Annotated in this window: 14 protein-coding genes; 2 read left to right on the forward strand and 12 right to left on the reverse strand. The window is 66.6% G+C overall.

Annotated features, from left to right (window positions below; all coding sequences use genetic code 11):
- Positions 1-43: 43 nt before the first annotated feature.
- From AC04PT_RS16370 to AC04PT_RS16380, 3 genes are all read right to left on the reverse strand, one after another.
- Positions 44-2,689, reverse strand: a complete 2,646-nt coding sequence (locus AC04PT_RS16370; protein WP_482874802.1) for an NEW3 domain-containing protein — start codon at positions 2,687-2,689, stop codon at positions 44-46.
- 67 nt (positions 2,690-2,756) lie between these two features.
- Positions 2,757-3,266, reverse strand: coding sequence for a hypothetical protein (locus tag AC04PT_RS16375; protein WP_482874803.1), 510 nt, complete (start codon positions 3,264-3,266; stop codon positions 2,757-2,759).
- A gap of 295 nt (positions 3,267-3,561) precedes the next feature.
- Complete coding sequence (locus AC04PT_RS16380; protein WP_482874804.1) at positions 3,562-4,173, reverse strand: lytic transglycosylase domain-containing protein; 612 nt, start codon at positions 4,171-4,173, stop codon at positions 3,562-3,564.
- Between the two features lie 186 nt (positions 4,174-4,359).
- Here AC04PT_RS16380 and AC04PT_RS16385 point away from each other — a divergent pair, with 186 nt between their 5' ends.
- Both AC04PT_RS16385 and AC04PT_RS16390 read left to right on the forward strand, forming a co-directional pair.
- Positions 4,360-4,587 (forward strand): AbrB/MazE/SpoVT family DNA-binding domain-containing protein, encoded by a 228-nt coding sequence (locus tag AC04PT_RS16385; protein ID WP_482874805.1) that lies wholly within the window; start codon positions 4,360-4,362, stop codon positions 4,585-4,587.
- The gene (locus AC04PT_RS16390; RefSeq protein WP_482874806.1) at positions 4,577-4,972 is read left to right on the forward strand and encodes a PIN domain-containing protein; all 396 of its coding nucleotides are present in this window, start codon (positions 4,577-4,579) and stop codon (positions 4,970-4,972) included. Before AC04PT_RS16385 ends, AC04PT_RS16390 begins: the two co-directional genes overlap by 11 nt.
- On the opposite strand, the gene thiD is transcribed toward AC04PT_RS16390, so the two are convergent.
- The 9 genes from thiD to AC04PT_RS16435 all read right to left on the reverse strand — a co-directional run bounded on the left by thiD (position 4,942) and on the right by AC04PT_RS16435 (position 13,000).
- Positions 4,942-5,676, reverse strand: a complete 735-nt coding sequence (gene thiD / locus AC04PT_RS16395; RefSeq protein ID WP_482874807.1) for a bifunctional hydroxymethylpyrimidine kinase/phosphomethylpyrimidine kinase — start codon at positions 5,674-5,676, stop codon at positions 4,942-4,944. The genes AC04PT_RS16390 and thiD overlap by 31 nt on opposite strands.
- Positions 5,677-5,684: 8 nt before the next feature.
- On the reverse strand, positions 5,685-6,653 hold the full coding sequence (locus tag AC04PT_RS16400; RefSeq protein ID WP_482874808.1) for a ThiF family adenylyltransferase: 969 nt from the start codon (positions 6,651-6,653) through the stop codon (positions 5,685-5,687).
- Entirely contained in the window at positions 6,650-7,240 is a 591-nt protein-coding gene (locus tag AC04PT_RS16405; RefSeq protein WP_482874809.1) for a thiamine phosphate synthase, read from the reverse strand. Before AC04PT_RS16405 ends, AC04PT_RS16400 begins: the two co-directional genes overlap by 4 nt.
- Positions 7,240-8,007 (reverse strand): thiazole synthase, encoded by a 768-nt coding sequence (locus tag AC04PT_RS16410; RefSeq protein ID WP_482874810.1) that lies wholly within the window; start codon positions 8,005-8,007, stop codon positions 7,240-7,242. Before AC04PT_RS16410 ends, AC04PT_RS16405 begins: the two co-directional genes overlap by 1 nt.
- A 1-nt stretch (position 8,008) precedes the next feature.
- On the reverse strand, positions 8,009-8,206 hold the full coding sequence (thiS, locus tag AC04PT_RS16415; protein WP_482874811.1) for a sulfur carrier protein ThiS: 198 nt from the start codon (positions 8,204-8,206) through the stop codon (positions 8,009-8,011).
- Positions 8,175-9,149 (reverse strand): FAD-dependent oxidoreductase, encoded by a 975-nt coding sequence (locus AC04PT_RS16420; protein WP_482874812.1) that lies wholly within the window; start codon positions 9,147-9,149, stop codon positions 8,175-8,177. The genes thiS and AC04PT_RS16420 overlap by 32 nt, the downstream gene beginning before the upstream one ends.
- Positions 9,146-10,942: a phosphomethylpyrimidine synthase ThiC gene (gene thiC, locus AC04PT_RS16425; RefSeq protein ID WP_482874813.1), complete on the reverse strand. Its 1,797-nt coding sequence runs from the start codon at positions 10,940-10,942 to the stop codon at positions 9,146-9,148. Before thiC ends, AC04PT_RS16420 begins: the two co-directional genes overlap by 4 nt.
- Positions 10,943-11,518: 576 nt before the next feature.
- Positions 11,519-11,881: a response regulator gene (locus tag AC04PT_RS16430; protein WP_482874814.1), complete on the reverse strand. Its 363-nt coding sequence runs from the start codon at positions 11,879-11,881 to the stop codon at positions 11,519-11,521.
- Between the two features lie 114 nt (positions 11,882-11,995).
- Positions 11,996-13,000: a DNA topoisomerase IB gene (locus AC04PT_RS16435; protein ID WP_482874815.1), complete on the reverse strand. Its 1,005-nt coding sequence runs from the start codon at positions 12,998-13,000 to the stop codon at positions 11,996-11,998.
- Between the last annotated feature and the right edge of the window lie 49 nt (positions 13,001-13,049).

The raw sequence follows: 13,049 nt of genomic DNA on the forward strand, positions 1-13,049 counted from the left end.
TGAAACGCGCCCACCCGGCCTGCGCCGGGTGGACCGAAGGTCGCTATTCCGAGACCCTCACGGTGAACTCGATCCTGGCGAATTCGCCCGGGATCACCGTGTTGTGCTGACTGTCCACCGTGGTTCCGGTGATCACGACGGTCGAGGCTGGTTCAGCCGGAAAGACCGAGTAAGCGCACAGCCCCCCACAGGTGTGGATGGTGGTATAGGCCGGCGCCACATCGCGGATGCGCACGCTGTCCGCATCGCCGGTGCCGGTGTTCTCGGCCTCGATCTGGTAGCGGATGCACTGGCCCGGTTCCACGTCCAGGCGGTTCTTGGTGAAGGTGCCGCCGGCCCCGGTGCAGAGCGGATCGATGTATTGGCGCTTGGTCAGTGTCATGTCGCCCGAAACGGCGACAATCGTGTCGATGACCGTGTTGTTCGTCGTGTCCGCATCCGTATCGCTACCGGCATTGAGCGCGGCTGCTAGCGTCAGCACCGCCGTCTCCGATACCCCGGCAGTCGCATTCGACGGCGTCTGCACCCGGTAGATCAGCGAAATCTGATCGCCAACCGCAAGACCGTTACTGCCGGCACCCACCCCGTGGGTGAGATCGTCGAAGTTGTCGATGATGACCTCGGTCGCATCGATCACGCCGTTTTCATCGGCGTCCCAGTAGATCGCGCCGGTAAAGTCGGTCAGACCGCCCTGGGTGATCGCGCCTTCGGTGATGGCGACGTTCGACAGGTTGGTGACTGTGTGCACCATGTCGACGATGCCACCCGGCGCGGCCTGGCTTTGCTGATCGGCGGCGATGGCGACGTCGACCACCCGGTTCACGGTCAGCCGGTTGACGATGCGGTCGGACTGCCCGGTCACGGCCGAAGCCACGAGGATGTCGATCGCGGTGTCGCCCGGTGCGGTCCCGGCGGGCGGCGTGACCGCAACGGCGAAGTCCTGCGCACCCCCCGTGGAAATGGTGCCGGTGTTGGACACCACGGTCCCGTCGGGCAAGCGGAACTCGACGGTCCAGCCGGCCGGCAACGCCTGCGCCAGCGACAGGTTGAAGCTGTCCGACGTGGTGCCGCCGTTGGTGACGCTCATCTCATAAATGACCGCGCCGCCGGGATCGGTGGCTATGGTGACCCATGGCGCGCCGCCGTCGGTCGGCGCGGCGCCGATCCCCTCGGACCCCGCGACCCTGTTGGTCAGGTCGATGGCCGAGGCGAGGATTTGCCCGGTGAACAGCGCCGTCGACGTGTCGGTCCGGGTACTGTTTTCGGAGCGGACCTCGATCGTGGCCGAGTAGTCCGTTATGGCGGTCGGCGCGACGTTGCTGGCAAGAGTGGCCAGCAGCCGCACCCTGGTCGATGCACCCGACGCGAGCGGGCCGACCGACCCGACGACGGGGGTCGCCCCGTCTTCGGCCACCAGCCGGAAATTGGTGCCGGCCGGGAAGGTCTCGGCCGGGATGTCCAGCGTGTAGCTGTCGGTCACGTTCGAGGTGTTGGAGATCACGAATTCGAACGGGATCGTCGCGCCCTGATAGACATTGGCGTTGTCGGCGACGCTGTCGTTGGCGGTGCCGTCGGTGTCGGTGGCCGAGGCAACAGTAACGTCGCGGGTGCCGTCGTGGTTGATCCCGGTGTCGTCGATCTCGACGCTGAACTGCTCGTCCACGGTCACAGATGCTGTGTTCGACGCCGGAAATGCCGCGCCGCCCACGGTCTGTGTCGCCGTGTTCGAAATGATGCCGGCAGGGACGCCATCGACGATTGTCGCCCTGAAGGTCACGCTGCCCGAGCGACCCGGGGGGATCTGGCTGACCGTGAATTGCAGGGTTTGCGCCCCGTCATGATGCCATGCGATGTCCTGTCCGCCGCCGTTGGTTGCATCGGGGTCGCCTGCGGCATTGGCCTCGTCCAGCGCGCCCAGGGCGTCTGACCAGGTGGCGCTGCCCGCCACATAGGCCAGCCGGGCATCAAGGACATCCTCCGCCGCATAGCTGTTGGCAGCGGCAAGGCCGGTGCTTGAGTAGGTCAGCGTGATCGTGACCTCGTCGCCGCTGTCGACGATGGCGGGGTTGCCGGTGCCGGAGGCGGGATCGACGGTCATCGATTTTACAAGTTCGACGATGGCGCCGTTCGAGATGGTCAGCCGGTCGAGGTTGGCGGCGCTCACCGTATTGTCCAGCGCCGACGTCGCGACGACGTCGATTTCGTCCGTGCCGGTCTCGGTCGATCCGGCTGAGGCCTCGATGATGAAGCCGTATTGCTCACTCGGGGCCAGCACGGGGGTGCCTGTGATCGGGGTGGCGCTGTCGGCAACGCCGTCCATGTTGGCGTCGGGATAGATCATCAGCGTGGTGTTCAGGGCACCCGAATTGCGCTCCACCGCTGTCAGCGCGAAGCTGTCGGGGCCGTTGCCATCATTGGTCACGATATGTGGCAGAAAGGCCTTTCCGCCCGGGGCGAGCGTCTCGGAGGTGCTTGAGGTCAACGTCAGGCCGGCGACCTGCTGCACGATGGTCTCAACCTTGTTGGAGGTCACGGTGATGGTGTCGCCCGCGCTGTTGGTATAGGTCGCAACCGCCTGGTTTCCGATCACGGCCCCGGCCTCGGGTGCGGCGGCATGGGCTGCGGCGGCCAGCGTTGTCAGGCCCGCGATAACTGCTAGGTCACGCTTCAGTTTCACATTGATTCTCATCACTACTCACCACTGTTGGAAAGGCCGCGCCCCCGACGCCCCGACGCCGCCGGCATGGGCCGGTGTGTCAGTTGACGGTGACCCGATAGGAGTTCAGCGCCTGCTCACCCTTGACCAGCGTCGCCGAGAGGGTCCATCGAACGGCCTCGACGATGTCTTCGGGCACCGGCTCCAACCGGACGGTGCCGTCGTCATCGACGACCTTTCGGGTGGCCGGGAGGGTGGACCATTCCAACCCCGGCAGGTCGGGGTCCATCTCGGCCTGGATTTCGAAAGCCGCCTCGTGCGAGCTGTGCTGGGTGCCCAGGCGCAGCGTCACGCCCGCCGGCACCGGACCGACGATCACAAGGTCGGTCAGGTCCTGCTCGGTCAGGTTTTCATGCCGGATGGTGAAATGGATCGTCTCGCCCGGCTTCACGGAGTCGCGCTCGACCAGCCGTTCGGCACCGTCTTCGTCGGTCTCGACGATGAACAGGGCGATGTTTGCCCGAAGTTCCTCGGCTGGCACGGCCCGCGCGGCGGCAAGGCAGAGCGTCGCTGCCGCGACGGAACGACAGATGGCGGTCATCTTCAACATGATCTCGTTTCTCCTTCTCCGGTCGGCTGCCGGCCCGGGGCGTTTTGCACCGAATTGTTCAGACCGTCCCACAAGGACGCTTCAGCCTCCGGCGGCTTCGCTCATGGACGGCTGCTCCGGTGGATGAGCGGAACGTAGGCGCATTTCGTTTCATCGAAATTAATCGTCGCCACGCGCCCGACGCCGATCCACAGGGATGCGAAGGCAAGGCCCGACCGCGCCAAAAAAGGCCGCCCCGGTCATCGGGGCGGCACAATCCGGCGCTGTGCGCGGGGTGCAAGACAGTGCGATTAAGCTATTTGCCTAGAATGCGACGCACATAATTGCGGGTCTCGCGGTAAGGCGGCACGCCGCCGTATTTCCTCACCGCGCCGGGCCCGGCATTGTACGCCGCAAGGGCAAGCCGCCAGTCGCCGAACCGGTCGTATTGCTCGCGCAGGTACTTGGCCCCACCGCGCAGGTTCTGCTTCGGATCGTGCGGGTTGACGTTCAGATCCTTCGCGGTGCCCGGCATCAGCTGGGTCAGCCCGATGGCGCCGACATGCGACCTGGCATTGCTGTTCCATGCCGATTCCTGCTGGATCAGGGCAAGAAACAGCGCCTCGGGGATCCGGAAGGCCTTGGCCTGCCGTTTCGCTTCATTCAGATAGATCGCCACATGCCGCCCGCGTGGCTTGACCTCGCGCAGCTGTGGTGCGGACCCCCGGGCCAGACTGGCGGGCGCGGGGGCGGACTTCGTGGAAACAACCGGTATCGACCGGACGCCGAAGCGCTGATCGAGAACGCTGGACTGGCTGTCGAACACCTGCATCCGGTCGGCCCGGCCCAGAGAGAACAGGCCTTCGCCTGCCGTCACGGCCGTGCCGACCATCATCGCCAGTGGCACAAGATGCCTTGCCTTGAACATGTACCCTACTCCTACCTAGTAACCTGAACGTATTCATAGCGGGTTACTGCGGGGTTACGGGCGTCTCCAAGGAAGAGCGGACGGTGCGAAAGTACAGTGCTCTTCTACCATCGAGCGCAGGCTTGTTTTCCCTAACGCCCGGATATACATTCATGACATGTATATCCAAAGCCGGAGACGACCGTCATGCAGATCGCCAAATGGGGCAATTCCCTTGCCGTTCGCCTGCCCGTGGATCTGGTGCGCAAGCTTGGCCTGAAAGAGGGCGACCAGATCGACCTGGTGGCCGGCGACGACGGGCTCAGGGTGCAGCCCCGCGCCCGGGCAGAGGACGTGCTGAAGGGCCTGCGCCGGTTTCGCGGCACGCTCCCCGCCCGCGACCGGCTGAGCCGAGACGCCGCGCATGAGCGCTGATTTCGCCGACACCAACGTCGTGCTCTACCTGCTGGATGACGGTACCAAGGCGGACCGCGCCGAACAGGTGCTGGCGCAGGGTCCCCGCATCAGCGTGCAGGTTCTCAACGAGGCCATGGTGAACTGCCGCCGCAAGGCCGGGCTCGGCTGGGATGAAACCGTGGCCTTCCTCACGGGCGTCCAGTCGCTCTGCCCGGTCGAGCCGCTGACCCTGCACACCCACGAGGTCGGCCGCGCCCTGGCCGAGCGCTACGGGTTTTCTGTCTACGATTCCATGATCGTCGCCGCTGCACTGATCGCCGGTTGCACCACCCTTTACACCGAAGACATGCACAGCGGTCTGCTGGTCGAGGGTCAGTTGCGGCTGGTGAACCCCTTCGCCTGAGCCTCGGTGAGCCAGCGATGCAGGATCCGTTTCGCCTCTGAGCAAGCCTCCGCCAAAGGCAGTTGCGCAGCCAGCCCGCAAGCGATCAGCGTCGCAAGGGTGCATCCGGTCCCGCGCCGGCCCGCCGCCAATCTCGGCGCGGCAAACGCCCGGCGGCCGCTGTCGTCGAACAGATAATCCGTCGCCTGCGCCCCTTGCCCATGTCCTCCCTTGATCAGCACCGCAGAGGCGCCCGCGGCACGCAGCGCTGCGGCCTGCGTCGCGATCTCAGGCAAGTCCGACGCCGGGGACAACCCCGTCAAGATGGCCGCTTCCGGCAGGTTCGGCGTAACCAAGGTTGCCCGTCGCAGCAACGCCCCCGGCAGCCCGCCCTTGAGCAACGCCCCGCCCGAGCTGGCCCGCAGCACCGGGTCGATCACCACCGGCACATCGGTCCGTGCCAGCATCTCCGCGAGCGTCCCGGCAATCTCCGCGCTGGCAAGCATGCCGATCTTCACCGCGGCGACCCCGCCAGAGGCCAGCCCCGCCGCGATCTGACAGGCCACGACGTCAGCCTCCACCGGACAGATTCGCAGCACCCGCCGATCCGTCTGCGCCGTCACCGCCGTCACCACCGGCAAGATCTCGGCGCCAAGCATCCCCGCCGCCGCCGCGTCGCGGGTCAACCCGGCGCCGCCGCTGCTGTCGGTGCCGCCGATCGCCATCACCCGGATCACGCGCAGGCGCTCTCTGCCATCAAGGCAATGCGATCGTGGCCACGGGCCCTCACCTCGTCTGCCGCCCGCCACGCCCGCAATCCGGTGGTGCAGCACAGCACGACACGCTGTCCGGGGGCCGGTGCCAGCGCGGAAACCCGATCCATGCTCACCCGCCGCGCCGCAGGATGAAGCGGCACCGCCGCCTCCTCCGCGTCTCGCAATTCGACAATCAGGTCGGACCCGTCGCACATCGCAGGGGTCACGAAGGGCCAGACCGACGGCGGCTCCGGCGTGCCTAGAAACTCGAACCCGCCGAACCGCAATTCCGCCAGGTCCAGCGACACCATCCGCCCCAAGGGCGACGGCTCCGCCCCGAGCAACACCCGCAGCGCCAGTTGCGCCTGCAACGCGCCAATCGCCCCCACCGTCGGCCCCAATACCCCGGCCGTCGCGCAGGTCGCGCCCGATCTCGGCAGGTCAGGAAACACCGCCCGCAAGGACGGCGCCCCGCCACAGAAGCCGCCCACATAGCCCGCCTGCCCCAGCACGCTGGCCGAGATCATAGGCGTTCCGGCCGCGTGGCAGGCATCCGACAGGATATAGGACACCGCGAAGCTGTCCGCCGCGTCGATCACCACGTCCGCTTCGGCCACGATCTGCGCGGCAACCCCCGGTCCCACCGCGCCGACACGGGCCATGACCTTGACCTCCGGGTTGAACCCGCGCAAACCCCGTGCCGCCGCCTCGGCCTTGGGCCGTCCGAGGTCGCTCATCCGGTATAGCGGTTGCCGGTGCAGGTTACTCTCTTCCACATGATCCGGGTCATGGACGGTGATCCGCCCGACCCCGGCCCCGGCAAGATACTGCAACACCGGACACCCCAGTCCGCCGGCTCCGACAACCACCACATACGCCCGCGCCAGCCGCGCCTGCCCCTCCGTGCCAACCTCGGGCAGGACCATCTGGCGCGCGTAACGGCTCATCCGCAGACCCTCAGCCAATGGCGCACCCGCGCCTCGGGGTCGGTGGCCTGCTGCATATCGGTGACGACCGCCACGCTGTCGGCGCCAGCCGCGAAGACCCCCGGCGCCCGCTCCGGCGTCAGCCCGCCGATGGCGACCAGAGGTACGTCGCCCGCGTGCCGTTTCCACGCGGTCACCCGCTCAAGCCCCTGCGGGCCCCACTTCATCTGCTTCAGCAGCGTCGGATAGACCGGCCCGAGCGCCACGTAAGCCGGCTCCAGCGCCAATGCCCGCTCCAGTTCGGCCTCATCGTGCGTCGACAACCCGTAGCGGACCCCCGCCCTGCGCAAGGCCGCGAAGTCCGCCCGATCCATGTCCTCCTGCCCCAGGTGGACAAAGCCGCAACGCAGGTCGAGCGCGGCTTCCCAGAAGTCGTTGACCACCAGTTGCGCGCCGTGCACCGCGCAAAGATCCCGCGCAAGGGCAATCTGCCGCCGGACCTCGGCATCGGGCTGGTCCTTCACCCGCAGTTGCACCAGCTTCACGCCCTGAGGCACCAGCAATTCCAGCCGCGAGACATGGCCGGTGATCAGGTAGAACCGCTCCATCACGCCAGTTCCGCCAGCCCGAGCACCGGGGTCGAGGGCACCGCCAGATCCCGCCGTTCCATCGGATCGGCCTCGAACCCGGCGCGTCCCGCTGCGACCGCCAGCGCCATCGCGCGCGCCATCCCCACCGGGTCGCCCGCCTGCGCGACGGCCGTGTTCAGCAGCACTGCGTCCATCCCCAGCTCCATCGCCTGCGCGGCGTCCGAGGGCCGCCCGATCCCGGCATCGACCACCAGCGGCACGCCGGGAAAATGCGCCCGCATCGCGCGCAGGGCATCGGGATTGCGCAGCCCCTGCCCCGAGCCGATCGGCGCGCCCCACGGCATCAGCACCTCGCAGCCGGCGTCCAGCAGCCGTTCACCGACCACAAGGTCATCGGTCGTGTAGGGAAACACCCGGAAGCCCTCGGCGCAGAGGATCCGCGCCGCCTCGACCAGCGCGAAGACGTCCGGTTGCAGGGTATCGGCATGGCCGATCACCTCCAACTTCAGCCAGTCGGTGCCAAAGACCTCGCGCGCCATATACGCCGTGGTCACCGCTTCCTTCACCGAATGACAGCCGGCGGTGTTGGGCAGGATGCGCGCCCCGGTTTCGCGCAGGGTCCGCCAGAAGCCTTCGCCCGCGCCATCGGCGGTCTCGCGGCGGAGTGACACGGTGACAATCCCAGTGCCGCTGGCGCGGATCGCCTCCTGAAGCACGGCGGGCGAAGGATATTGCGCGGTGCCCAGCAGCAGGCGCGATGAAATGGTCTCTCCGTACAGCTGCATCTCAGCCTCCCTGCATCGGTGCCAGCACTTCCAGCCGGTCGCCGTCGTTCAATGCGGTCTCGCCCCGCGCCCCGCGCGGCACGAAGGTGCCGTTTAGCGCGGTGGCAATCGCGGGTGTGTCTAGATCGAGCTCGGCAAGTGCTTGTGCGAGCGTCGCGCCGGCAACCTCACGCAATTCGGCGTTCACGAATATCTTCATGTCGGGTCTCCGGGATCAGGATGTCCGCCAGCCGCTGCGCCATCGCGGGCGCCAGCAGGAAGCCGTGGCGGTAAAGTCCGTTCAGGTGCCACTTGCTGTCCTTTAGGGTCAGCCGAGGCAGGTTGTCAGGGAAGGCAGGCCGCAGCCCGGCACCGCTGCGGATGACGGCAGCTTCGGCAAACGCCGGGTGCAGCGTGAAGGCCGCCGAGAACAATTCTGTCAGCGCCCGCAGGGTGGCAGGCCGGTCCGAGCCGCTTTCCAGCATGGTGGCGCCGATCATGTAGGTCCCCTGCCCGCGCGGCACGAGGTAGAGCGGGATGCGCGGATGCAGCAGGCGCACCGTGCGGGTGATCGCGACCTCGGGACAGTGCAGCACCGCCATCTCACCCCGCACCGGGCGCAGATCCGGCAGGGGTGCTGCCATTCCGGTGCAATCGATATCCACCCGCGCGGGGGCGTCGGTGCCAAACCGGATCTCACCGCCCATGGCCGTGATCCCCGAGGCAAGGTCGCGCAGCGCCTGCGCCGGATCGAGATGCGCCTCATCGGCGAAATGCAGCCCCTGCCGGAATCGTCCCGCCAGATCCGGCTCCAACGCACCAATCCCGGTCGCGTCCACCCCTCGATGCGCCTCTGTCCGCCGGGCGAAGCGTACCAGCTCGGCCCGGTCGCGCGGCGGTGCCACGACCAGCGTGCCGCGCCGCGTGACCTGCGTCACCCCGGCCCACCAGTCCGCCGCGCCCTGCCCCAGTGTCACCACCTCTGCCGGCGCGCTTTCGCCTTCGCACCACGGCGCCAGCATCCCACCGGCAAAGCGCGCCACGCTGGCCGCGCCGAGGGTGGCGGCGCGCTCATACAGCACCACCCGCGCCCCGCGCCGCGCCAGTTCATGGCCGCAGACGAGGCCCGCGAGCCCCGCCCCGGCAATGCGGACCGTCGTCATTCCGCCGGTTCCACCTTTTTGGCGGGCACGTACAAGTCGCCCCCTTCGCGGAACTTGGCAGCCATCGCCTCCATGCCCTCTTTCTGCGCCTCGGCGCGGATGTCATGCGAAATTCGCATCGAGCAGAACTTCGGCCCGCACATCGAGCAGAAATGCGCCACCTTGTGCGCCTCTTTCGGAAGAGTCTGGTCATGGAAGTCCCGTGCCGTCTCGGGATCGAGCGCGAGGTTGAACTGATCTTCCCAGCGGAATTCGAACCGCGCGCGGCTGAGCGCATCGTCGCGCCGCTGCGCCCCCGGAAGACCCTTCGCCAGATCGGCGGCGTGGGCCGCGATCTTGTAGGTGATGACCCCGGTCTTCACGTCGTCACGGTCGGGCAGGCCGAGGTGCTCCTTGGGCGTCACGTAGCAGAGCATCGCACAGCCGAACCAACCGATCATCGCCGCGCCGATGCCGCTGGTAATGTGATCATACCCCGGCGCAATGTCCGTGGTGAGCGGCCCGAGGGTGTAGAATGGCGCCTCGTGGCAGCACTCCAGCTGCTTGTCCATGTTCTCCTTGATCTTGTGCATGGCGACGTGGCCGGGGCCTTCGATCATCACCTGGCAATCCTTGGCCCAGGCGATTTTGGTCAACTCGCCCAGCGTCTCCAGCTCGGCAAATTGCGCCGCGTCATTGGCGTCGGCGATCGAACCCGGGCGCAGCCCGTCACCCAGCGAGAAGCTGACATCGTACTTGCGGCAGATGTCGCAGATCTCGTCGAAATGCTCGTAGAGGAAGCTTTCCTTGTGGTGATGCAGACACCATTTCGCCATGATCGATCCGCCGCGCGACACGATGCCGGTGACGCGCTCGGCGGTCATAGGCACCATGTGCAGCCGCACCCCGGCGTGGATGGTAAAATAGTCCACCCCCTGCTCGGCCTGCTCGATCAGCGTGTCGCGGAACACCTCCCAGGTCAGGTCCTCGGCAATGCCGTTCACCTTCTCAAGCGCCTGATAGATCGGCACCGTGCCGATGGGCACCGGGCTGTTGCGGATGATCCATTCGCGGGTGTTGTGGATGTTGCGGCCAGTGGACAGATCCATCACCGTGTCCGCGCCCCAGCGGATCGCCCAGACCAGCTTGTCCACCTCTTCCTCCATCGACGACGTGACCGCCGAGGTGCCCATGTTGGCGTTGATCTTCACGAGGAAGTTGCGGCCGATGATCATCGGTTCGCTTTCGGGGTGGTTGATATTGGCGGGGATGATGGCGCGGCCAGCGGCGATCTCGCCGCGCACGAACTCGGGCGTCACGTGATCCGGCAGATTGGCGCCCCAATCCTCGCCGTCACGCTCTCCCACGGCCTGGCGCAGCTGGTTCTCGCGGATGGCGACGAACTCCATCTCGGGCGTGACGATCCCGGCACGGGCATATGCCAGTTGCGTCACGGCACCCTTGCCACGCAGGGGGCGCGGACGCACCGGGAACTCGGGCGTCAGCCGGTCGCCCTGAACGAAGCCGTTGTCCTCGGGCTTCACTTCGCGGCCGTCGTAGGCCTCGACGTCGCCGCGGGCTTCGATCCAGGCGCGGCGGAGCGGGGGCAGGCCCGCGGCGATGTCGATCTGCGCGGCGGGATCGGTGTAGGGGCCGGAGCTGTCGTAGACCGGCAGCGGCGGCTCGCCGGCGGTGGGATGGACCGAGATTTCGCGCATGGGCACGCGGATGTCGGGGTGCAGCACTCCGGGGACGTGGATCTTGCGCGATGCGGGCAGCGCACCGGTGGTGATTTTGGGGTTGGGGATGTTCATTTCGGCGCTCCTCAAGCACAGGTCTCAAAAAGACACCAGATGAGCCAGGAGAGGAGGCGAAGGCGTTTTATGCCTTCTTTTCAGGGCATTGCACCGGAGGTCCGACAGCACCCTTAGCTTCCTACGCCAGTGTCAACTGGGTCAGGTTCAAAGGGTCGCGTCACCGGGCATAAGCCCCGTCTGCCTCTCAGTCCCCTCGGCGGGACTCCCCTGCGTAAGCCGCGTTTAGGAGAGGCGTTTTGCCTTTGCAAGCCCAGTTTGCACAATCCGGGGCGTCATTTCGGGCCAGCGAGTGAGCCTCGTGGTCCCGAAAGTCAACGATGCAAGGCATCAAAACGGTTTGGCAGATTTCGCGCATCGGGCCGCGATGCGGACCGAAAAAGGCACAACCATGTGTCGGCGCGGGTCGGGAAAGGTTCACCCGAGTTTTGTACAATTTGTACAAAACAGGGGGGTGTTTTGTACAAAAGCCCCCCCGACAGGTGATGCGGCTGGCCATGGCTGGCCGAGGTCCGCCCGCAAACGGCCGGCCCCACCTTCGGCGAGGACACATCGGAGCGTTTGACGATCGCCGGTCTAGAGTGGCGCCGTGTCCGACAGCGCGTCGCTGATGTGCCTGAGCAGCAGCGGGATCGGCACCGGCTTGTGCAGCACCGGGACCTCGGGCATGCCTTCAAGCGCGCTGGGGTCGCCGTAACCGGTCAAATAGAGAAAGGGCGTCCCATCTTCGATCAGACGGGCCGCGATGCTGGAGGACGACGCCCCGTTGAGATTGACGTCGAGAACGGCGAAATCCACGCTGTTGCCGTTGATCAGCGACAGGGCCCCCGGCACCGTGGAGGCGGGGCCGACACAGATATAGCCTTCGTCTTCGAGCTGGAGCCTGAGGTCGAGCGCCACGATGATTTCGTCCTCGACGATCAGGATGTTCTTGGACATTCAGGCCTTTCGGTTGAGGCGGAAATTCGCACAATATTCCGGAAACCGACCAGCGCCGAATTTGTTCCCAAAAAATTTCGATCTTGTCAGTTTTTTTCGGACGGCGACGGGGGTCTATCTGGCCTGCCGCCCGGCGTCCGATTCCAGAAAAGCGATCAGGGTGTCTTCATGGGCGCGCAACCCGGTCAGTTGCGGTGGCCTCAGGCGGGACAGACGCGCCCTGCGCGCCTTGACGTCTTCCTTGGCCAGGTCGATCACCGCCGGATGGATATAGCTGGTGCGGGCGATGGCAGGGGTGTTGTGCAACCGTTCGGCGGCGGCTTCGACAGCCTCGGTCAGGGTGATCTCGTCCTCGGTGCGGGCCAGCGTGGCAAAGGCGGCATGGGTGCCGTTCCAGGTGCGGAAGGTCTTGGCGCTGGCGCCGTCACCACAAAGATCGCGCAGGCTGGCGTTGATTTCGTCCGAGCCGAGCGTGCGTTGGGTGCCGTCGTCATCCTGCCAGGTGAAGAGTTCGGCACCGGGCATGTCATACATGCGGTTGAGCGCTTTTTGCAGGCGCGCGCCTTGCAGGTGGACCGAGACGTCGGTGCCGCGCTTGCCCGGAAAGGCCAGATGGACGCCCGTGTCATCGAAGCGGACGTGCTTGTCGAGCAGCGTGGTGGCGCCGTAGCTACCGTTGTCGTCGGCGTAGCAGGCGTTGCCGACGCGCAGCGCGGCGCGGTCAAGCAGGGCCAGAACGGCGGCGCGGGCAAGCTGGCGCGATCCGGTGGGCGCACGCAGACCGTTGGCGATGGCCGAGCGCAGGCGCGGCAGGGCGCGGCCGAAATCGGACAGTTCGGCATACTTGCGTTCGTCCCGCTGGGCGGTCCATTTCTCGTGGTAGCGGTATTGCTTGCGGCCGCGCGCATCGCGCCCGGTGGCCAGCAGGTGGCCATTGGGCTTCGGCGTGATCCAGACGTCGCAATAGGCCGGCGGCACGGCGTAGGACTGGATGCGGGTGCGTTCCGAAGCGTCGCGGATCAGGGTGCCCGCGGCGTCGTAGTAGCTGAAGCCACGGCCACAGCGGCGCCGGGTGATGCCGGGCTTGTCGTCGGGGTAATAGATCAGCTGTCCGGTCATCGGGTGTCCTGCCGTGGGATGTGATGCTGCGGTAACCCGGCGGGCCGGT

The sequence above is a fragment of the Litorisediminivivens sp. KMU-197 genome (assembly GCF_056858395.1).